Consider the following 19,398-nt stretch of genomic DNA (forward strand, 5'->3'; position numbering starts at 1 on the left):
CGATGGTCAAGCCGGAACGCCGCACCAAGTCTGATCTACTGGCCGCGGCCGCGATCATCGTTGTGGTGGTTACGACCGCGGCGTTGATCTGGTGGACCAGCGACGCCCGGGCCACCATCAGCCGGACAGCGACACCCGCCCCCAACCCCACGGCCGCACGCGCGGTGCCGGCATCGTTGCGGGAGCTCTGGCGAGCCGACAGCGCCGCCACGGCGCAACCTGTCGCCGTCGGGGGGTCCGTCGTCACCGGCAATGGGCGCGTCGTCGAGGGCCACGACCCAGTCACCGGCGCCGTGCGGTGGAGTTACTCCCGCGACACCGACTTGTGCGGCGTCTCCTGGGTGTACCGCTTCGCGGTCGCGGTGTATCGCGACGACCGGGGGTGCGGCCAGGCCAGCACGCTCGACGGATCTACGGGGCAGCGCGGGCCCGCCCGCAGCAGCTACAGCGACCGGCGGGTGGAGCTGTCGTCGGACGGCACGACGGTCCTGTCGGCCGGCGATACCCGTCTCGAGTTGTGGCGTTCCGACATGGTCCGGATGTTGTCGTATGGCGAGATCGACGCGCCGGTAAAGCCCTCAGCACAGGGGTCGAAGGGGCTGCACACCGGCTGCCGACTGGCGTCGGCGGCGGCCAGCTCGTCCGCCGTATCGGTGTTCGAGGCATGCGGCCGGCAGGCCGACCTACGGCTGACGCTGCTGCGTCCGGGCAAAGAGGAAGACGAGCCGGAACAGCACAGTGTGGCCGAACCGGGCATCGGCGCGGATTCCGGCGCCAAAGTCCTGGCGGTGTCGGAGACCAGGACGGCGGTGTACCTGGCGGCGCCCCAGCCCAGGGTCGATGTCATCGACGAGACCGGCACCACCGTGGGCAGCACTCTGCTGCCCGAGCCGCCGCTGACGTCCAACGTGGTGACTCGGACCAGCAACCTGATCACCTGGTGGACCGGCCACCGAGTGATGGTGTTCGACACCTTGAATCTGACCTACCGCTATTCCATCGGTCCTGCCGGTTCGTCGGCTCCGGTCGGCCCGGCCACGCTATTGGCCGGCAAGTTGATGGTCCCGGTCACTGACGGCATCGCGGTGTGCGATCCGGTCACCGGGGTCGGCGAGGACTTCCTGCCGCTGCACCGCGAGCCGGGCGACGCGCCGGTGATTCCGCTGGCCACCGGCGCGCAGCTGCTCGAGCAGCGCGGTAAAACGCTCGTCGCTCTGGGCTGACGGGCGCTCAGGCGTCGATCGCGAAGGTGGGCAGCGCCCTGCCCGTCCTCCAGTGCTTGAGCAGCGACTGCGCCAGCTCCTGATAGGCGGATGCGCCTTTGTTCTTACGCGCGGCCAGCACCGACGAACCCGATGCGCTGGCCTCGGCGAACCGCACCGTGCGCGGGATGGGCGGCGCCAGCACCGGCAGGTCGTAGCGATCGGCGACGTCGAGTAGCACGTCGCGGGTGTGCGTGGTGCGTGGGTCGTACAGCGTCGGCAGCGCACCCAACAACTTCAGGCCCGGGTTGGTGATCTGCTGGACGTCGTCGACGGTCCGCAGGAACTGCCCGACGCCGCGGTGCGCCAGCGTTTCGCATTGCAGCGGCACGATGACCTCGTTGGCGGCGGTGAGCCCGTTGAGGGTGAGCACGCCCAGCGACGGCGGGCAGTCGATGATCACCACGTCGAACGTGCCGTCGAGTTTGTCGAGCGCCCGCTTGAGCGCGTACTCGCGGCCGGCGCGCATCAATAGCATCGCCTCGGCGCCGGCCAGGTCGATGTTCGCCGGCAGCAGTGTCATCCCCTCCGCGGTCTCCACCAGGGCGGCGTTCGGCTCGACGTCGCCGAGTAACACGTCATGCACCGAGACCGCCAGCTTGTCCGGATCCTGGCCGAGCGAAAAAGTCAGACAGCCCTGCGGGTCCAGATCGATGAGCAGCACGCGCCGGCCTGCGTCCACCATCGCCGCACCCAGCGAAGCGACCGTCGTCGTCTTGGCCACCCCACCCTTCTGGTTGGCCACCGCCAGCACTCGGGTCCCCTTCATCAGGCGCCGTTCCTCCTCTTTTCGTGCTGGCGGTTAACAACTGCCATCCAAGCACCAACACCACGGTGCCCGCGCGCGGATCGCCATGCGTGTCAGGCAGAATCGCTCAGCATGGGCGTCCAGAGCCATCGGCTGGTGTTGCTGCGCCATGGCGAAACCGAGTGGTCGCTGTCCGGGCAGCACACGGGCTGCACCGATCTCGAACTCACCGACAACGGTCGAGCCGAGGCGATCGCCACCCGCCCGGCGCTGGCCGACCTGCAGCTCGACGATCCGAAGGTGTTCAGCAGCCCGCGCCGACGGGCCGTGGAGACGGCCGAACTCGCCGGCCTCATTGTCGACGAGAAGTCCGAGCTGCTCGCCGAATGGGATTACGGCTCCTACGAAGGCATGACGACCGCGGAGATTCACAAAACCCAACCCGACTGGTCGATCTGGACGGATGGCGCCCCGCACGGCGAGTCGGTGGCACAGGTCAGCGAGCGCGCCGACCGCGCGGTTGCCTTGGCGCTGGAGGAGATGGCGTCGCGCGACGTGGTGTTCGTGAGCCACGGCCACTTCTCCCGCGCTGTCATCACCCGCTGGGTGCAGCTGCCGCTGATCGAGGGCAGCCGGTTCGGCATGCCAACCGCATCCGTCGCGGTCGGCGGCTTCGAACACGGGATACGCCAGCTCAGCGCGCTGGGCCTCCCCCGTCCTAATGAAGGCTGAACCGCCGTTCGTGCTGTGCGGGCCGTCCGGTGTGGTGATCGCCGACGGGGTGCAGGCCGGCTACCGCGACGTGGCCGCTGCGCAGTCCGCACTGCGCTCCGGCCAAGCATCAATGGTGCTGGGCGCGTTGGCTTTTGACGTCGACGGCCCGGCCGCCCTGATGGCACCGCGCGCCGTGCGGCGCGCGACCGAACTGCCCGGCTGGCCGACCGGGCCGATGCCCGATGTGCGGGTGTCCGGCATGCTGCCCGCACCCGACGAGCACCGGGCCCGGGTGCGACGCGCGTGCGACGAACTGACGGCCCCGGGCGGCACGCTGCAGAAGGTGGTGCTGGCCCGCGCCCTGCGTCTGACCGCCGACGCCCCCCTGGACGCCCGAATCATCCTGCGCCGCTTGGTGAACAACGACCCGGCCGCATACGGCTATCTCGTCGACCTGTCGGCGGCGGCCGGCGACTATGCGGGTATGGCGCTCGTCGGCGCCAGCCCTGAGCTGCTGGTGGCCCGCGACGGTGATCGGGTGAGCTGCCAGCCGTTCGCCGGCTCCGCGCCGCGGGCCGCCGATCCCGACCTCGACGCCGCCGCCGGCGCTGCGCTGGCCGAGTCGGCGAAAGATCGCCACGAGCATCAGCTGGTGATCGACACCATGGCGACGGCCTTGCGCCCGCTGTGCAGCGAGTTGACGATTGCCCCCACCCCGACGCTCAGCCGCACCACCGCGCTCTGGCACCTCAGCACGCCGATCACCGGGCGGCTGCGCGATACATCAACAACGGCACTCGATCTGACGCGGGCCCTACACCCCACCCCGGCGGTCGGCGGAGTGCCCACCGATGCCGCCGCACGGCTGATCGGCGAGCTGGAAGGCGATCGCGGGTTCTACGCCGGCGCGGTCGGCTGGTGCGACGCCAACGGTGACGGGCGCTGGGTGGTCACCATTCGCGGCGCGCAACTGGCCGCCGACCGGCGCACCGCGCTGGCCCATGCCGGTGGTGGCATCGTTGCCGAATCCGATCCAGCCGGCGAAGTCGCTGAGACGACGACCAAATTCATCACCATCCTGACCGCGCTGGGGGTCCGACCATGAGTGTGCACATACGTCGGGCCGCGCCCGGTGACGCTGAGGCAATCACCGCCATGATCCACGACCTGGCTGTCTTCGAACGCGCTCCCGATCAATGCACCGTCGTCGAAACACAAGTCAGCTCGGCTCTTTTCGGCGATTCTCCGACACTGCGGGCACACATCGCCGAGGTGGACGGCGAAGTGGCGGCGATGGCGCTGTGGTTCCTCAACTTCTCGACGTGGGACGGGGTCGAGGGTATCTACCTGGAAGACCTGTTCGTGCGGCCGCAGTTTCGTCGTCTCGGGCTGGCCCGCGGCCTGCTGGCCGCGCTGGCCCAAGAATGTGTGGATCACCACTACACGCGGCTGGCGTGGGCGGTGCTGAACTGGAACACCGATGCGATCGCGTTGTATCAAGACGTAGGTGGTCAGCCGCAGAATGAGTGGACTACCTACCGGGTGTCGGGTGCCGAGCTGGCTGAGCTCGCCGGACCCGCCTAAGACTGCTCATGCAGCGACGAGTTTGCGGGTGCGCAAGTCATGAGTGCACTGTTCAATCCCAATACGCGCACCACGTCTGAGAAGGAGGGGGGCATGTGAAGCTTGCCGATTGTCCAGTCTTACCCGCCGAGGCGGGAAGCGCCCTGAGCACGGACCCCGGTTTGGGGTGGCGCCTGGCGCGACAGGCCGGCCCGATCTTGCGACATCCAGCCACCGTCGGAATGTTCGCAAACTGGGTGTTCGTGGTCGGCCGAGAAGAGGTCTTGGCGAATCTGGACGATCCCAGGCTGGATCGCGCCCGCGCTCTTCCCGAAAGCGATCTCGAGGTTCACCAGCAGCTGTTCGCGCCACGAGCAGCTCATGACGTTGCAGCGGTGTTCCGTCCGGCCGTTACCGCGCTGATCGATCGTTTCGTCGCGGCCGGCGGCGGCGATGCGGTGGCCGATGTGACCACGCCGATGGCCAGCGCCCTTTTCGACTGCGTGTCGCGCCTGCAACTGTTGCCGGTCGACCACCTGAATGGGCGGTCCGGCGAGGTCCTGTCCGAGGCCTGCCGCAACTTGTTCAAGCACGCCGGCTGGCACCTGTTCGAGCTGGCCCGTCACCCCGAGTTGTGCGACCTGCTTCGAGATCAGCCCGAGCTGATCCGCGGGTTCGTCGAAGAGGTCCTGCGGTTGGAGCCGATGGTGCCGAGTTGTCAGCGATTTACCACCGAGCCGACGACCGTTGGCGGGGTGGAGATGCCGGCCGACGCCGTGCTGAATCTGTGTATCGGGGCGGTGCAGCGGGACGGCAGCGACGCGCTGTCCACCGATGAGCTTGTGATCGGCTCGAGGGCGCACCGGCATTGGAGTTTGGGTGCGGGATCCATGCGTTGCCGGGGCGGGCACATCGTCCGACAGGTGTTGCGCGTGCTGGTTGAGGAGTGGGTCGAACGGGCCGGGCAGATCGGGCTGGTTCCCGATTTCCAACCGGCTACCGAGTTCCCGGCGACTCAGAGCGTGTTGTTTCTGCCGACGCTGCCGCTGGTGACAAGGGCTACGACTCGCGGCTGGACACCCAGCGCACCGCGGCGGGACTGAACAGCAGCGCCAACGCGGTCAACGCCAAGGCGGCCACCGGGATCCCGATCGGCGCTCGATGCGAGTCCACCGTCAAATACCAGGCAACCGGTAGCAGCAACAGCTCGGCGAAGACCGCCAGCCCGCGACCCCAGCGCCGTCCGACCCGCAATGCCCAGCCGGCAGCCAGCACCGCGCCGCCGGCCAGTGCGAACCATGCTGCGGTCCCGAAACCGTTGATCCCCCGCTGATCCGCTCCGCCGATCGCTCGAATCAGCAGCACCGCGGCGACCACCACGCCCGTCGCGCCTTGAGCAGCCACGATTACTCCCGCCGCACGCACGCTGGCCGGACTACGCCTGATCACCGCCTCAGCGTAGCGATATGGACCGACCCCAAAGTCGCGCTCCCGTAGGCTTTCACGTCATGCGCGCCGTGTTGATCGTCAATCCGACCGCGACATCGACGACGACGGCCGGCCGCGATCTGCTCGCGCACGCATTGAAAAGCCGCCTCGAGTTGAAAGTCGAGCACACTCGCCACCGGGGCCATGGGCGCGAAATCGCCGAGGCCGCGGTCCAGGACGGGGTGGATCTCGTCGTCGTACACGGCGGCGACGGCACGGTGAGCAACGTGGTCAACGGCCTGCTCGGCAAGCCGGGGCAGCTTCCCACCGGGCATGTCCCTGCTTTGGCGATCGTCCCCGGCGGATCGGCGAACGTGACCGCGCGCTCGCTGGGCATCCCGCCCGGCCCGATCGATGCCACCAACCAGCTGATCTGGCAGCTCGACAGGTACGGCCCGCAGAAGCAGTGGCGTCGAATCGGGTTGATCGACTGTGGCGAACAGTGGGCGGTGCTCAACGCCGGGCTGGGCGTCGACGCCGAGGCCGTGGCCAAAGTGGAGGCGCAGCGGGAAAAAGGCCGCAAGGTCACGCCCACGCGCTACATCCTTGCCGCGACGCGCGCCACCCTCGCCTACGCCCGTAAGCAACCGCGGCTAACCGTCGACCTGCCTGGCCGCGAGCCGGTTCCCGGCACGTACTTCGTCTTCGTCTCCAACTCCAGCCCGTGGACCTACGCCGACGCCCATCCGATGTGCACCAATCCCGACACCTGCTTCGAGTCCGGTCTCGGGGTGTTCGGCGTCACCAGGCTGAAGGTCGTACCGAGCCTGCGACTGGTCAAACAGATGTTCTCCAAGAACCCCAAAATCGCCGGTGAGCAGGTCGTTCGCGACGACAATGCCGAGTTCGTGCGGGTCACATGCGCCGATCCACCCATGCCGAGCCAAATCGACGGTGACTACCTCGGCTTACGCGAAGGGATGACTTTTCGGTCGGTTCCCGACGCACTGGATGTCGTCGCTCCGCCCGCGAAAAAGGTGCTCTGAGCTGCGACGATCATGCTTTGTGGGGTAAAACACTGGGCAGACCGCGGGCGAGTGTAGTACAACCGATTAAGGGATTTGGTAACAGATCCTTGAAGTGAGATAGCCCACGGACCAACACGCCGCTATTGACATCTGTTGAGCCTGTGAAACGATCGAACCATCGCATGCAACGGTACGGAAACATTTCTTGTGCCTGCGTTAACAGCCGAAGACAATCATTCGTGCGCATTGCTGCGCACACAGTGAGGAGCAACGACTTATGGATTGGCGCCACACAGCGGTCTGTCGCGACGAAGACCCGGAGCTGTTCTTCCCTGTCGGGAACAGCGGACCGGCTCTCGCACAGATCGCCGACGCGAAACTGGTCTGTAACCGCTGTTCGGTGACGACCGAGTGCCTGTCATGGGCGCTGAACACCGGACAGGACTCTGGTGTATGGGGTGGAATGAGCGAGGACGAGCGACGTGCACTGAAGCGTCGCAATGCCCGGACGAAGGCCCGTACCGGAGTCTGACCTAAGTCGCTTTCAACGGTGCGGCCCCGACAATTTGTCGGGGCCGCACCGTTGTGTCTAGGGCTACTGCATCGTTCGCGCGCGGCGGCCGATCGGGACCCGCAGCACCACGTCCGTGCCGCCTTCGGGTGCGTCCTGCATCAGCAGAGAGGCGTCGAGTTCCGCCGATACCAAGGTGCGCACGATCTGCAGACCGAGCCGGTCGGACTGCTCGATGTTGAAACCATCGGGCAGCCCGCGGCCGTTGTCGTGCACGACGACGTCCAGCCAGCGTGCCGAGCGCTCGGCGCGGATCGTCACCGACCCGCCACGCGCGGGGGAATCGCAAGTGGCCTGGTCGAACGCGTGCTCGATGGCGTTCTGGACCAGTTCGGTGATCACCATGACCAGCGCGGTCGCCCGATCGGAATCCAGCACACCGAGCATGCCGGCGCGATTGATCCGGATCGGGGTATCGACGGTCGCGACATCGTTCATGATCGGCAGAATCCGGTCGATCACCTCGTCGAGGTTGACCTCCTCATCGACCGACATCGAAAGCGCGTCGTGCACCAGCGCGATCGACGACACCCGTCGCACCGATTCGATCAGTGCTTCGCGGCCTTCGGCGTTCGTGGTCCGGCGGGCCTGCAGACGCAGCAGCGCCGCGACGGTTTGCAGGTTGTTCTTCACCCGGTGATGGATTTCCCGGATGGTGGCGTCCTTGGACATCAGCGCGCGGTCCCGACGCTTGATCTCGGTGACGTCGCGGATCAGCACCGCGGCACCGGCGGTCGAACCGTTGAGCACCAGCGGCAGGGTGCGCAACAGCACCGCGGCACCGCCGGCGTCGACCTCGACGCGCATGCTGGCACCGCCGCTAAGCGAGTCGCGCACATGCGCGGCGAGTTCCTGCGCCTCGAACGGGTCGGAGATCAGCGGGCGGGTGACCTCGATCAGGTTCTGCCCCTCCAACTCCAGATTCAGACCCATCCGGTGATAGGCGGACAGCGCGTTGGGGCTGGCGTAGGACACGACACCGTCGACGTCGAGGCGGATGAAGCCGTCGCCCACCCGCGGGCTCGACCGTGACATCGCCAAATCGCCCACATTGGGAAACGTTCCCTCGGAGAGCATGTGCACGAGATCCGCGGCGCAGTCGAGGTAGGCGGTCTCCAACTGGCTTGACTTCGGGGTGCCCGCGACAGCGGTCTGATGCGTCAACACCGCGACCACCGCGTCGCCGTACCGCACCGGCACCGCTTCGATGTTCACACCGGTCTGTTGCCACGAAAACTGTTGACTTGCAGAACTTTCCAGGCGGATAGCACCCGACTCGAAAGCCGCGGAGATCGGGGGAATCCGGTCAGCATCAGCGACGGTTCCGACCGCGTCCCGCAGCAGCACCGTGGGCGCGGTGTTCGGCCGGACCTGCGCAACGCAGACCACCGAATCGTCGTCGCGGCGAACCCACATCAGGTAGTCGGCGAACGACAGGTCGGCGAGCAGTTGCCATTCGCCTACCACGGCATGCAAATGGTCGACCGCGCTGCCGGGCAGCATGGTGTGTTCGGCCAGCAGGTCACCAAGCGTAGACATCGGCGCTCCCCGCGGTGATGCTCAGACGGCTAGCTGATTACGGCGATGAGATCGCCTGCCTGGATGACGTCGCCGACCGACACGCTGACCTTGCTGATCGTGCCGGCGACCTCGGCCAGGACCGGGATTTCCATCTTCATGGATTCCAGCAGCACCAGGGTGTCGCCCGCGCCGATCTGGTCGCCCTCGTGAACCACGACTTCGAGCACGCTGGCCACAATCTCTGCCCTCACGTCCTCGGCCATCATCACCCCGTTCGTCTGCCAGCCGTTTTCGGCCTTTGCGTCGCTTTATCGAACCACAATCGAGTTCCCCGGTTGCACTCCGAGCAGGAGTCGGCGTGGGACGGCTGCGTCGGCGCCCGGTTTATGCAGACGAAAGGTAACGATTGATGTCTCGAAGGTATCGATAAGCAAACTCCAAGATCACTAAGAGAACCTATAGAGCCGCTTCCGTGATCGTGTCGTGCCCGAAATGTGACATTTGAGCATCAGAGTGTTCCAAGTGAATAAAGTGCCTGAAGATCCCAGAGTGAAACCGTCGATATTGAGGGGTATTCCGTTGTCCGACAACATGTTTGCGCACGAGAAAGCTCGCAAACCACTGGCCCGAGTGGCCACCGGTCTCGGGGTGGCGATGGCAGCATTCGCCACCATCGGACTTGGCGCCGGTGCCGCCGCGGCCGCTCCCCAGCAACCTTTCGCCGCCGACGACCCGATCCCTGGTATGCCAGGTGCCGGTAGCGCGGTGAACATCGCCAACTCGCTGTTCGGCTCTCTGAGTGGGCTGATGAACAACGTCATTCCCGGTGCCGGCGACCTGCTGATGCCTGCCAGCGGCGCGCTCGGCGGAGGAGGCGGCCTGCCCGGCGGCCTCGGTGGTCTCGGTGGGATTCCCGGCGGCATTCCGGGTGGGATTCCCGGCGGTATCCCGGGTGGGATTCCGGGCGGCATCCCGGGTCAGGCTCCTGGGCTCAGCGGTTACCCGGGTGGCCTTCCTGGACAGACCCTGGGCGGCCTGGCCAGCCAAGGACCCGGTGGTTACCCCGGCGGACTGCCCGGCCAGCAGCTCCCGGGCCAGACGCCCGGCCTGAGTGGTTACCCGCGCAGTACGCCTCCCACCGCGCCCGCGCCGCAGGCACCGGGACAGGCGCCCGGCGCAGGCGGCCCGGTGGCTTCGGCTCAGACCCCGCCGATCGGTGAGCCCGCCGGCCAGCCCGGTCCGGTCGCCTCGGCGGGTAGCAACGGCAACACCCTCGCGCACGTGCCGGTCGTCTAGCAGTTCGCCTAGACGGCTGGTGGCATGAAAGACTGATCAGCAAGCAGAATGACGAGGAGGATCAGTCATGGCCAAGCGAGGCCGGAAGAAGCGCGACCGCAAGCACAGCAAGGCCAATCACGGCAAGCGGCCCAACGCTTAACCAACCGCTAGAACCAACAACGACGCGGGCCGTCCGACAGGCGGCCCGCGTCTTTGTTTTGGCTTCTCCGCTGCTCAACAATCCCGGATGATCGTGGTCCGGCTGATCTCCACCCGCAGCCGCGCGCGCAGGCTTTCCGGGGCCCGCTCGCCACGACACTTGGTCGAGATCAGTCCCTTGATGCGCTCCTCCAGGCCGTAAGCCTGGAAGCAGGGCGGGCAGTCCTCGAGATGTTGTCTGAGCTTGTCCTGGGTCTCCGGGCTGCATTCGCCGTCGAGCAAGGTCCAGACCTCGGCGAGTACCTCCGCACACTCGGCTTTGATCATGGGCTCGGATTCCGACGAGAAATCGGTCACGACGAAACCCCCTCGGCGGCCTGGTCGCCGCGGATGAAGCCCCGCTCCTTGGCGACGTCGGTCAGCAATCCGCGCAGTTGACGCCGGCCGCGGTGCAGCCGCGACATCACCGTTCCGATCGGGGTGCCCATGATCTCGGCGATCTCCTTGTAGGGAAAACCCTCGACGTCGGCGTAGTAGACCGCCATCCGGAACTCTTCGGGCAACGCTTGCAGCGCTTCTTTGATCTCGGTGTCGGGCAGCGCCTCCAGCGCTTCGACCTCCGCGGACCGCAAGCCGGTCGACGTGTGCTCGGCGCTGGCGGCCAACTGCCAGTCAGTGATCTCGTCGGTGGGGTACTGCGCCGGCTGACGCTGCTTCTTGCGGTAGCTGTTGATGTAGGTATTGGTCAGGATGCGGTAGAGCCACGCCTTGAGGTTGGTGCCCTCCTTGAACGACCGGAAGCCCGCATAGGCCTTGACCATGGTTTCTTGGAGCAGGTCTTCGGCGTCGGCGGGATTTCGGGTCATTCGCAGCGCACCGCCGTAGAGCTGATCCAGCAGCGGGATCGCGTCTCGCTCGAAGCGCGCGGTCAATGCCGAATCGGTCTCGCTGGATCGGCTTTCTCCACGAGTCTCGGTGAAGTCGACAGTTTCCGCGGTTCCCGAGTCTGTCGCGCCGTCGATGTCGGCCATGTTGGGTGACACAGTCCCTTCCGTCGCGATGCCGCTGAACAAGTCCATCAATACCGGACCCGATCGACGAAGGCTCGTTGCCGTTGACACCGCACTCCCCTCTCCCAATCTAAAGGCTGTGACCGACATGCGTCGGCTTGACCAGACAGGAGAGTCAACAGCGACGATCGCCGGGCTATTTCCGGACCGCTGATCCCGGACAATTGTGAGCAGCGTTACTGTGGCGCTCATGTCGCTCAAAGCCAAAACCATGTTCATCTCGGGTGCCAGCCGCGGAATTGGCCTGGCCATCGCGAAGCGAGCCGCCCAGGACGGCGCCAATATCGCGCTGATCGCCAAGACCGCTGAGCCGCATCCCAAGCTCGAGGGCACGGTGTACACCGCCGCCAAGGAGATCGAGGAAGCCGGCGGACAGGCGTTGCCGATCGTCGGGGATGTCCGCGACCCGGATTCGGTGGAGTCAGCGGTGGCCAAGGCCGTCGAACAGTTCGGCGGCATCGACATCGTGGTGAACAACGCGTCGGCGATCAACCTCGGGTCGATCACCGAGGTGCCGATGAAGCGGTTCGACCTGATGAACGGCATCCAGGTGCGCGGCACCTACGCGGTGTCGCAGGCCTGTATCCCGCACCTGAAAGGCCGGGAGAACCCGCACATCCTGACCCTCTCGCCACCGGTGCTGCTCGGCAAGGAATGGCTGAAGCCGACCGCGTACATGATGGCCAAATTCGGCATGACGCTGTGCGCGTTGGGGATCGCCGAGGAACTGCGCGAAGAGGGCATCGCTTCGAACACGCTGTGGCCGCGCACCTTGGTAGCCACCGCCGCGGTGCAGAACCTGCTCGGCGGCGACGAGGCGATGGGCCGCGCCCGCAAGCCGGACATCTACTCCGACGCGGCTTACGTCATCCTCAACAAGCCGTCCAAGGAGTACACCGGCAACACCCTGCTCTGCGAAGACGTGCTGGTGGAGTCCGGGGTTTCCGACCTGTCGGTGTACGACTGCATCCCAGGTTCGACACTCGGCGTCGATTTCTGGGTGGACGGCGTCAACCCGCCGGGATACTCCGGCCCTAGATCGTGATCGCAAGCGCGGCGACTCCGGCGCTGGCCGTGCTGGCCGACGCCGGTGTGCCGCACGAGGTCGTTACGTTCGACCACGACCCGCGCGTACAAATTTTCGGCGAAGAGGCAGTTCAAGAGCTGACGCGCGACGACGCCGTGGACGCCGGGCAGATCTACAAAACGCTGGTCGTCGCTGTTCCCGACGGATTGGCCGTAGCGATCGTGCCGGCGTTGGCGCGGCTGTCGTTGAAGACGGTCGCGGGAGTGCTGGGCGCCAGGAAGGTCAGCATGGCCGACCACCGTGCCGTCGAACGCGCGACCGGCTATGTGCTGGGCGCGATTTCGCCGCTGGGGCAGCGCATTCGGTTGCCGACGGTCGTCGATTCCGGCGCGCTGGAATGGGATCGAATGTACGTCAGCGCAGGCCGACGCGGCTGGGACGTCTCGCTGGCACCTGCCGATCTGGTCCGGCTCACCGATGCGGTCACCGCGGAAATTCACGCCTGAGATTTGGCCAGCATCGCGTGCACGCTGTCGGCGAAGGCGGCGGTGGTGAAGCAGGTGGGCTCGGCGAATTCCTCTATGGTCAGCGATTCGTGCCACCCAGCGTCGGCCGCGGCCCGCAGCAGGGGCTTGGTCATCGCGACGGCATGCGCCGGCATCGCCGCGACGCGCGAGCACCACTCATCGGCGGCGTCGAGCAGGCCCTCGTGGTCGACCACCTGTTGGACCAGGCCCAGCCGTTGCGCTTCGCGGGCGTCGATATGCTCGCCGCGCAGGTAATAGGCAAGTGCCCCTTGGTATCCCAGCCGCCGGGTCAGCGCCCAGCTGGTGCCGACCTCGGGAATCAGCCCGAGCCGGCCGAACGCCGGCACGATCACGGCGCGCTCGCTGGCGACGGCAAGGTCGCAGGCCAGCGCCCAGGCCAGCCCTACTCCGGCGGCCGGGCCGTTGATGGCGGCAACGAAGATCGTGTCCGATCCGGCAATGAGCCGGGCGATCCCGCCGAATTCGCGGCGGATCCAGCGCCACACGTCGGCGACGCCCTCGGGCTGGCTCAGGTTGGCCGTAGCCGTCTCCATCATCGTCAGGTCACCGCCCGCGCTGAAGCCTGGATCGCGACCGGTCAGCACGACGCTTCGCACGTCGCGGTCGACCACGAGAGCCTCCAGCGCGCTGCGTAATTGGCGCACCAAGGGCGCCGACAGGACATTGAGCCGGTCGGGTTCGTCGAGCGTGACGATCGCCCGGTCGCCGCGGCGCTCGACATCCACCCGGCGCGGCGCCTCGAGGTCGTCGCCTTCGGCGACCAGTCGGTCGTACAGCGATTCCGTTGCGCTCATCAGTCGTCCTCCTCGATCACGTTGGCCTGCAATGCCTTCCATGCGGCATCGGCGAATGTCTTGACCACGCCTCGCGGCATCCGGGGTTCGTCGCCGGCGATCCAGTATCGGCTGAATTCCTGCGCTGGGCCGAACCACAACGCGGCGGTGATTCCGGCGTGCATCGGCCGCAAAGCTCCGTAGGTGTGATGCGGCCGCCACCAGTCCCGCACGGCGGAGACGAACGCCCGGTTGGAGTCCCGCAGCTGGGCGCTGTCCAGTCGGTCCCCCAGCAGCAACGCCGCCTCGCCGCGGTGGTCGGACACCCACCGCAGATGATGTGCAACGCCCCCGCGGATCCCACCCTCCGCACTGTCGTGACGGCGCAGCATCGTCACGAAACTGCTCTGGTACTCGCCCATCATTTGCGCGTAGACAGCAGCGGCCAGCGCAGGTTTGTCCGGGAAATGGTGGTAGAGCGCACCGACGCTGACGTCAGCGTCCCGGCGAACCTCGTCCAGCGTCGCCGCCAGTGCTCCGTCAGCCGCGAAGAGGCGGCGGCCGGACTGCATCACCCGGTCTCGCACATCACCGACAGCGGATCGTGGCACGAGGAATATTCTAACCTAACAGAGGAATTCACGGTATTGCGAATTTGCGGCAGGCGCGGCATAGGCTTGCGTCATGACTACCGCGCTCGTGGTGGGCGGCGGGCCGAACGGGCTCGCCGCCGCCATAGCCCTCGCGGCCGAGGGTGTGGAGGTCACCATCCTCGAGGCGGCTGACACCGTCGGCGGGGGCGCCCGCAGCAGCGTAGCCATCCTTCCCGGCCTCGTGCACGACGATTGTTCGGCGATCCATCCCTTGGCCGTCGGCTCGCCGTTCTTCAGCACATTTAACCTGGATCGCTACGGCCTCGCGTGGCGCTGGCCGGAGGTCGACTGTGTCCACCCGCTGGACGACGGTAGCGCCGGGGTGCTGTACCGCTCGGTGGAACAGACCGCGAGCGGCCTCGGCCGTGATGGGTCGCGCTGGCGACGCGCGTTCGGCTACCCGGCGTCGCGTTTCGACGCCCTCAGTGAGGACATCATGGGCCCGCTGCTGCGGGTACCCCATCACCCGCTCAAGCTGGCGCGGTTCGGTGCGCCCACAGTGCTTCCCGCGTCCACGTTCGCCCGGGCCTTCCGCACCAAGGAGGCTCGTGCCTTATTCGGAGGCGTTGCGGCCCATACCTTCCGGCCGCTGCACTACCCGATGACGTCCGCCATCGGGATGGGCATCCTCGCAGCCGGCCACCGGCACGGCTGGCCGGTCGCCGAAGGCGGATCGCAATCGATCACTGACGCGATGGTTGCGCTGCTGACCGACCTGGGCGCCAAGATCGAAACCGGTGTGCGAGTCGAGACGGCGTCCCAGCTGCCGCCCGCCGATGTCACGATGTTTGATCTGGCGCCGAGTGCGGTGGCAGGGATCCTCGAAGACCGCCTCCCGCGCCGAATTTCGTCCGCCTTCAACAACTTTCGGCGTGGTCCGGGCGCGTTCAAGGTTGACTTCGCCGTCGACGGCGGTGTGCCATGGACCAACTCGGACGCCCGTCGGGCCGGCACCGTGCACGTGGCCGGGACCTACTCCGAACTTGCCGCTACAGAACGGGACATTCACGCAGGACGCATGCCCGAGCGGCCGTTCGTACTGGTCGGTCAACAGTATTTGGCCGATCCGCAACGATCGGTCGGCAACGTGCACCCGGTGTGGACCTACGCGCACGTGCCCAAGGACTTCACTGGCGACGCGACCGAGGCGATTATCGCCCAGATCGAAAGGTTCGCACCAGGTTTCCGGGAACGCATCGTCGGCTCGGCAGTTCGCTCGACCAGGCAGATGGCCTCCTACAACCTGAACTACGTCGGTGGCGACATCATGACTGGGGCCAAGGATATTAGGCAGCTGACCTTCGGGCCGCGAATAACATTGTCGCCGTACAGCATTGGAATTCCAGGCATGTACATCTGCTCGGCGGCCACTCCCCCGGGCCCGGGCGCCCACGGGATGTGCGGGGCCAACGCCGCGCACGCCGCGGTTGGTTATCTGGACCGGCGGGCCTAACGGCCGGCTGCCTTTGGCGCTCCGAGCGTAGCGTCACGGCGAAATTCGGCCCAGATTTTCGCCGCGCCGTTACGCTCGCGCAATGCGAGACGGTCGGTGGATTCGGATCGGCGGCGTCGCCGGAGTCGGGTTCGTCCTGATTGCGCTCGTCGCTGCGGCACTCCCGGGCGCCCCACCGCGAGCGGACGGCAAAGCCTCTACCTATCAGAACTATTTCGTCGAGCACCAGGGCGCGCTTGTCGCGCAAGCATGGATGTACGCATTGGCCGCGCCACTGATGTTGATGTTCGCCGTTTCGGTACGCCGGATTCTTCGCAAAGCAGATGGGTTCTTCAGCGACCTCTTCGTGTTGGGCACTACAGCGATCGTGGGACTCCAAGTCGTCACGTATGCGATGCAGATCGTGTTCGCACAGACAGCGGATAGCCTGCCAGCCGAGGTGGTCTTCACCGTAGGGACCCACTTCCAGGGCGTCCTGATCGGCTTGTGGGGCTTCATAATGGCGGCCACGGCTTTCGCCTACGCATTTTGTGTGTTCTCGTCCGGCGTCCTGCCACGCTGGACGGCGTACCTGGCGGTCTTGGCGGCGGCGGTGAGTCTGGTCGCCACGGCGGGCGTGTTCTTCCGCGCCGGGCCGCTCTGCCTGGAGGGCGGCTTCTCCGCCTGGGCGCCGGCCGTCACGACCGTGCTTTGGTACCTGGGGACATCGATCGCGATGCTGCGAACCCCGGCTACTGATACGAGTAAAAGCCCTCGCCGATCTTGACGCCGAGCTTGCCGCATCGCCGTAAGCCCGAGCCAGCCCTAATCGAATTCGATGACACCGCGGATGTTTCGGCCGTCGCGCATGTCGGCGACGGCGTCGTTGATCTGCTCAAGCCGGTACCGGCGTGTCACCAGTTCGTCGAGTTTCAGCTTGCCGTTCTGGTACATCGACAGCAGCATCGGAGTGCTCGCCCGCGAATTCATCCCGCCGTAGAGCGTGCCCTTGAGCTGCTTGTGGAACAGCGCCATGTCGCTCAGCAACAGCGGCACCATTGGCTCGTTTAGCGGCGTGATCCCGGTCAGCACACAGCTGCCACCCTTACGAGTCAACATCATTGCGGGAGTCAGCAGGTCGACGTGCACGACGCCGGCGGTGATCACCACGCGATCCGCCATCACTCCCCGCGTGAGTTCGCGCACCAGCGACAACGCCTCCTCGGCCGATGCGGCGGTATGCGTAGCACCGAATGTGGCAGCCGAATCACGTTTGAATGCAACGGGATCCACGCCGACGATGTATTCGGCGCCGGCCGCGTGAGCGCCTTGCAGGGCGTTCATCCCGACGCCGCCGATCCCGATGACGACGACGGTGTCGCCCGGTTCGGTGCCGGCGGCCACCGTCGCCGAGCCCCAACCCGTGGTGACCCCGCACGACACCAGTGCGGCCGCATGCATCGGGATCGCGTCGTCGATCTTGATGACCGACTTTTCCGACGCCACCAGGTATTCGGCGAAGGTGCCCAATTGACAGATCGCCAACAGGTCCTCGTCGTCGAGATGGCGGCGCACCGTGCCGTCGGTCGTCATCTCCCTGACGAACAGGCCGGCGCCCAGATCACACAGGTACGTCAGGCCCGACACACACCACCGGCAGGCGCCGCACGCGGGGATGAACGACATCGCGACGCGGTCACCCGAGCGCACGGAGCGAACCTCCGGACCGACCTCCGCCACTACGCCCGCCCCCTCGTGACCCCCTACCAGCGGGAAGAGCTCTGGAACCTCGATGCCTTGGGCGCGCAGCATCTCCGCCATTTCCGGCCCAGGGACCAGGTCCCCGGTTGCGGCGTGGTCGTCCGAATGGCAGATTCCTGCCATCGCCGTCTTCACCAGGACCTCGCCGGCCCGCGGTGGATCGAGCGTTATGTCGCAGATCTCCCAGTCCTTGCCGACCCCGCGCAGCACCGCAGCCCGACACTTCATCGGGCCGCGCCCCTTGGCGTGATACCGAACCGACGCGCACCGCGCGCCGCGGACGCGCGCAACAGGCCCAGCGCGAACTTGACCCGCCGCCGCGACACCGGATACCAGAGCAACTCCTTGGCTTGCGTCGGTATGCGCGGCGATGTGATCGCCTGAGGGCGACAGTATTTGAGCACGCCGGCGGCGCCTCCCCAGCGGGTGCCGACACCGGACTGCTTCCAACCGCCCAACGGGGTATCAAAGGCGTACGCATTCGATAGGACGTCGTTGATGTTGACCGCGCCGACGTCGAGCTGGCGGGCGATCCGTTCGCCGCGTTCCTTGTCGCCGGTCCACACCGTGGCCGAAAGCCCGTAGACCGAGTCGTTGGCCAGCCGGATCGCCTCCGCCTCGTCGGCAACCTTGACCACCGGGAGAGTGGGCCCGAACGTTTCCTCGGTCATGCACGACATCGAGTGGTCGACGTCGACCAGCACCGTCGGCTCGAAGAACGTCCCCGTTCCGGTCGGCTTGCCGCCGATCACCGCGCGGGCACCGGCCGCGACCGCTTGATCGACGTGGCGTTGCACGATGTCGCGTTGCGCGCTTGTCGCCAGTGCCCCAACGTCGAACTTAAAGCTTCGGTCGTCCTGGCCCTGCCGCAGTCGGCGCACGTTCTCGGTGAGCTTGGCCACGAACTCGTCGTACACCGGCGCCTCGACATACACCCGCTCCACCGAGATGCAGATCTGGCCCGAGTTGGACATGCCGCCATAGGCGATCCCGTTGGCGGCTCGGTCGACATCGGCGTCGGCCAGCACCAGGGCCGGGTCCTTTCCGCCGAGTTCAAGGCTGTACGGAATCAGCCGCTCCGCGCAGGCGACCGCCACCTTCTTGCCGGTCGCAGTGGATCCGGTGAATTGCAGAAAATCGACGTTGGCGATGACTGCGGCGCCGGTGTCGCCATACCCGGTCGCCAGCGCAAGCACCGGCGGCGCGCCGATCTCGGCCCAACCGCGCACGAACTCGACCGCGCTCAGCGGCGTCACCTCCGACGGCTTCAATAGCACCGCGGCGCCGGCCGCCAATGCGGGCACCACGTCCAACCCGGGCATCGCGAACGGGAAGTTCCAGGGTGTGATGACGCCGACGACCGGATACGGCCGGTATGTGGTAATCAGCTTCTTCGTCACCGCGATCGGGTTGAAGGACCGCGGATGCTCGTCGGCGAGGAACCGCTCGGCATGACCGGCCCAGTAGTCGAGCAGCAGGGCTGCGGCGGCCGGCTCGGGGCTGGCGTCGGCCCGCGTCTTTCCGGTCTCGGACTGCAGCACATCGACGATGTGCTCGGCGTTGTCCAGCACCCAGCCTTGGTATTCCAGCAGCCATCGCTTGCGGCCGCGGGGGCCGAGAGCCTCCCATTCGGGCTGAAACAGGCGCAGCTCGTCGGCTTTCGCAGCGACCGCATCGGACGTTTCAATCGGTACCGTGCCGACGACGCCTCCGTCCGCCGGGTTGCGGACCGTGATGGTGGATCCGTCGGTCTTGGGCAGGACTGTGGTCATCGTTGACCCCTTTGCCAGGGCGCGTCGAGGATGCGCGCCATGCGGAGGATCATCCCACCGGTCGAGCGAACAGGCTAGCGTAGTCGACTA

23 protein-coding genes are annotated in these 19,398 nt (G+C 66.6%); 13 read left to right on the top strand and 10 right to left on the bottom strand.

Annotated features, from left to right (window positions below):
- Positions 1-2: 2 nt before the first annotated feature.
- On the top strand, positions 3-1,223 hold the full coding sequence (locus tag ACQY5A_RS19515) for an Rv3212 family protein (RefSeq protein ID WP_428341976.1): 1,221 nt from the start codon (positions 3-5) through the stop codon (positions 1,221-1,223).
- Between the two features lie 7 nt (positions 1,224-1,230).
- Here ACQY5A_RS19515 and ACQY5A_RS19520 read toward each other — a convergent pair whose 3' ends face one another.
- Complete coding sequence (locus tag ACQY5A_RS19520) at positions 1,231-2,031, bottom strand: ParA family protein (RefSeq protein ID WP_428341977.1); 801 nt, start codon at positions 2,029-2,031, stop codon at positions 1,231-1,233.
- Positions 2,032-2,142: 111 nt separating this feature from the next.
- Between ACQY5A_RS19520 and ACQY5A_RS19525 the strand changes: the two genes are divergently transcribed.
- From ACQY5A_RS19525 to ACQY5A_RS19540, 4 genes are all read left to right on the top strand, one after another.
- Positions 2,143-2,742, top strand: a complete 600-nt coding sequence (locus tag ACQY5A_RS19525; RefSeq protein WP_428341978.1) for an acid phosphatase — start codon at positions 2,143-2,145, stop codon at positions 2,740-2,742.
- Positions 2,732-3,829 carry an isochorismate synthase gene (locus tag ACQY5A_RS19530; RefSeq protein ID WP_428341979.1) on the top strand — a complete coding sequence of 366 codons (1,098 nt, stop codon included), beginning with the start codon at positions 2,732-2,734 and terminating at the stop codon, positions 3,827-3,829. Before ACQY5A_RS19525 ends, ACQY5A_RS19530 begins: the two co-directional genes overlap by 11 nt.
- Entirely contained in the window at positions 3,826-4,308 is a 483-nt protein-coding gene (locus tag ACQY5A_RS19535; RefSeq protein ID WP_428341980.1) for an N-acetyltransferase family protein, read from the top strand. The genes ACQY5A_RS19530 and ACQY5A_RS19535 overlap by 4 nt, the downstream gene beginning before the upstream one ends.
- Positions 4,309-4,403: 95 nt before the next feature.
- Positions 4,404-5,390 (top strand): cytochrome P450, encoded by a 987-nt coding sequence (locus ACQY5A_RS19540; RefSeq protein ID WP_428341981.1) that lies wholly within the window; start codon positions 4,404-4,406, stop codon positions 5,388-5,390.
- Here the strand turns inward: ACQY5A_RS19540 and ACQY5A_RS19545 are convergent.
- On the bottom strand, positions 5,347-5,736 hold the full coding sequence (locus tag ACQY5A_RS19545) for a hypothetical protein (RefSeq protein ID WP_428341982.1): 390 nt from the start codon (positions 5,734-5,736) through the stop codon (positions 5,347-5,349). The genes ACQY5A_RS19540 and ACQY5A_RS19545 overlap by 44 nt on opposite strands.
- A 59-nt stretch (positions 5,737-5,795) precedes the next feature.
- Here ACQY5A_RS19545 and ACQY5A_RS19550 point away from each other — a divergent pair, with 59 nt between their 5' ends.
- On the top strand, positions 5,796-6,761 hold the full coding sequence (locus tag ACQY5A_RS19550; RefSeq protein ID WP_428341983.1) for a diacylglycerol/lipid kinase family protein: 966 nt from the start codon (positions 5,796-5,798) through the stop codon (positions 6,759-6,761).
- Between the two features lie 259 nt (positions 6,762-7,020).
- The gene (gene whiB1, locus ACQY5A_RS19555) at positions 7,021-7,275 is read left to right on the top strand and encodes a transcriptional regulator WhiB1 (RefSeq protein WP_428341984.1); all 255 of its coding nucleotides are present in this window, start codon (positions 7,021-7,023) and stop codon (positions 7,273-7,275) included.
- A gap of 63 nt (positions 7,276-7,338) precedes the next feature.
- Here whiB1 and ACQY5A_RS19560 read toward each other — a convergent pair whose 3' ends face one another.
- On the bottom strand, positions 7,339-8,853 hold the full coding sequence (locus ACQY5A_RS19560; protein WP_428341985.1) for a sensor histidine kinase: 1,515 nt from the start codon (positions 8,851-8,853) through the stop codon (positions 7,339-7,341).
- Positions 8,854-8,882: 29 nt separating this feature from the next.
- Entirely contained in the window at positions 8,883-9,098 is a 216-nt protein-coding gene (locus ACQY5A_RS19565) for a biotin/lipoyl-binding carrier protein (protein ID WP_428343241.1), read from the bottom strand.
- 286 nt (positions 9,099-9,384) lie between these two features.
- Between ACQY5A_RS19565 and ACQY5A_RS19570 the strand changes: the two genes are divergently transcribed.
- Positions 9,385-10,131 (top strand): hypothetical protein, encoded by a 747-nt coding sequence (locus tag ACQY5A_RS19570; protein WP_428341986.1) that lies wholly within the window; start codon positions 9,385-9,387, stop codon positions 10,129-10,131.
- A gap of 67 nt (positions 10,132-10,198) precedes the next feature.
- Positions 10,199-10,273, top strand: a complete 75-nt coding sequence (locus tag ACQY5A_RS19575) for a 50S ribosomal protein bL37 (RefSeq protein ID WP_011728008.1) — start codon at positions 10,199-10,201, stop codon at positions 10,271-10,273.
- A 74-nt stretch (positions 10,274-10,347) separates the two neighbouring features.
- Here the strand turns inward: ACQY5A_RS19575 and rsrA are convergent, their stop codons facing one another.
- Both rsrA and ACQY5A_RS19585 read right to left on the bottom strand, forming a co-directional pair.
- On the bottom strand, positions 10,348-10,599 hold the full coding sequence (gene rsrA, locus ACQY5A_RS19580; RefSeq protein ID WP_428343242.1) for a mycothiol system anti-sigma-R factor: 252 nt from the start codon (positions 10,597-10,599) through the stop codon (positions 10,348-10,350).
- A 26-nt stretch (positions 10,600-10,625) separates the two neighbouring features.
- The gene (locus ACQY5A_RS19585) at positions 10,626-11,303 is read right to left on the bottom strand and encodes a sigma-70 family RNA polymerase sigma factor (protein WP_428343243.1); all 678 of its coding nucleotides are present in this window, start codon (positions 11,301-11,303) and stop codon (positions 10,626-10,628) included.
- Positions 11,304-11,532: 229 nt separating this feature from the next.
- On the opposite strand from ACQY5A_RS19585, the gene ACQY5A_RS19590 reads away from it, so the two are divergent.
- Positions 11,533-12,387, top strand: a complete 855-nt coding sequence (locus ACQY5A_RS19590; protein ID WP_428341987.1) for an SDR family oxidoreductase — start codon at positions 11,533-11,535, stop codon at positions 12,385-12,387.
- Positions 12,387-12,875, top strand: a complete 489-nt coding sequence (locus ACQY5A_RS19595; protein WP_428343244.1) for an aminoacyl-tRNA deacylase — start codon at positions 12,387-12,389, stop codon at positions 12,873-12,875. The genes ACQY5A_RS19590 and ACQY5A_RS19595 overlap by 1 nt, the downstream gene beginning before the upstream one ends.
- On the opposite strand, the gene ACQY5A_RS19600 is transcribed toward ACQY5A_RS19595, so the two are convergent.
- Positions 12,866-13,711 (bottom strand): enoyl-CoA hydratase/isomerase family protein, encoded by an 846-nt coding sequence (locus ACQY5A_RS19600; protein ID WP_428341988.1) that lies wholly within the window; start codon positions 13,709-13,711, stop codon positions 12,866-12,868. The two genes, ACQY5A_RS19595 and ACQY5A_RS19600, sit on opposite strands and share 10 nt — an antisense overlap.
- A complete protein-coding gene (locus ACQY5A_RS19605; RefSeq protein ID WP_428343245.1) occupies positions 13,711-14,262 on the bottom strand; it encodes a TetR/AcrR family transcriptional regulator in 552 nt (183 codons plus the stop codon). Before ACQY5A_RS19605 ends, ACQY5A_RS19600 begins: the two co-directional genes overlap by 1 nt.
- Before the next feature lie 112 nt (positions 14,263-14,374).
- On the opposite strand from ACQY5A_RS19605, the gene ACQY5A_RS19610 reads away from it, so the two are divergent.
- Together ACQY5A_RS19610 and ACQY5A_RS19615 are read left to right on the top strand one after the other, a co-directional pair.
- Positions 14,375-15,796 (top strand): phytoene desaturase family protein, encoded by a 1,422-nt coding sequence (locus ACQY5A_RS19610; RefSeq protein WP_428341989.1) that lies wholly within the window; start codon positions 14,375-14,377, stop codon positions 15,794-15,796.
- An 82-nt stretch (positions 15,797-15,878) separates the two neighbouring features.
- Positions 15,879-16,562 carry a DUF4386 family protein gene (locus ACQY5A_RS19615; protein WP_428341990.1) on the top strand — a complete coding sequence of 228 codons (684 nt, stop codon included), beginning with the start codon at positions 15,879-15,881 and terminating at the stop codon, positions 16,560-16,562.
- Between the two features lie 38 nt (positions 16,563-16,600).
- Here ACQY5A_RS19615 and ACQY5A_RS19620 read toward each other — a convergent pair whose 3' ends face one another.
- Together ACQY5A_RS19620 and ACQY5A_RS19625 are read right to left on the bottom strand one after the other, a co-directional pair.
- Positions 16,601-17,764, bottom strand: a complete 1,164-nt coding sequence (locus ACQY5A_RS19620) for an NDMA-dependent alcohol dehydrogenase (RefSeq protein ID WP_428341991.1) — start codon at positions 17,762-17,764, stop codon at positions 16,601-16,603.
- Positions 17,761-19,308, bottom strand: a complete 1,548-nt coding sequence (locus ACQY5A_RS19625; protein WP_428341992.1) for an aldehyde dehydrogenase family protein — start codon at positions 19,306-19,308, stop codon at positions 17,761-17,763. Before ACQY5A_RS19625 ends, ACQY5A_RS19620 begins: the two co-directional genes overlap by 4 nt.
- Positions 19,309-19,398: the final 90 nt, after the last annotated feature.

The sequence above is a fragment of the Mycobacterium sp. genome (assembly GCF_965277065.1).
Taxonomy (GTDB): Bacteria; Actinomycetota; Actinomycetes; order Mycobacteriales; family Mycobacteriaceae; genus Mycobacterium.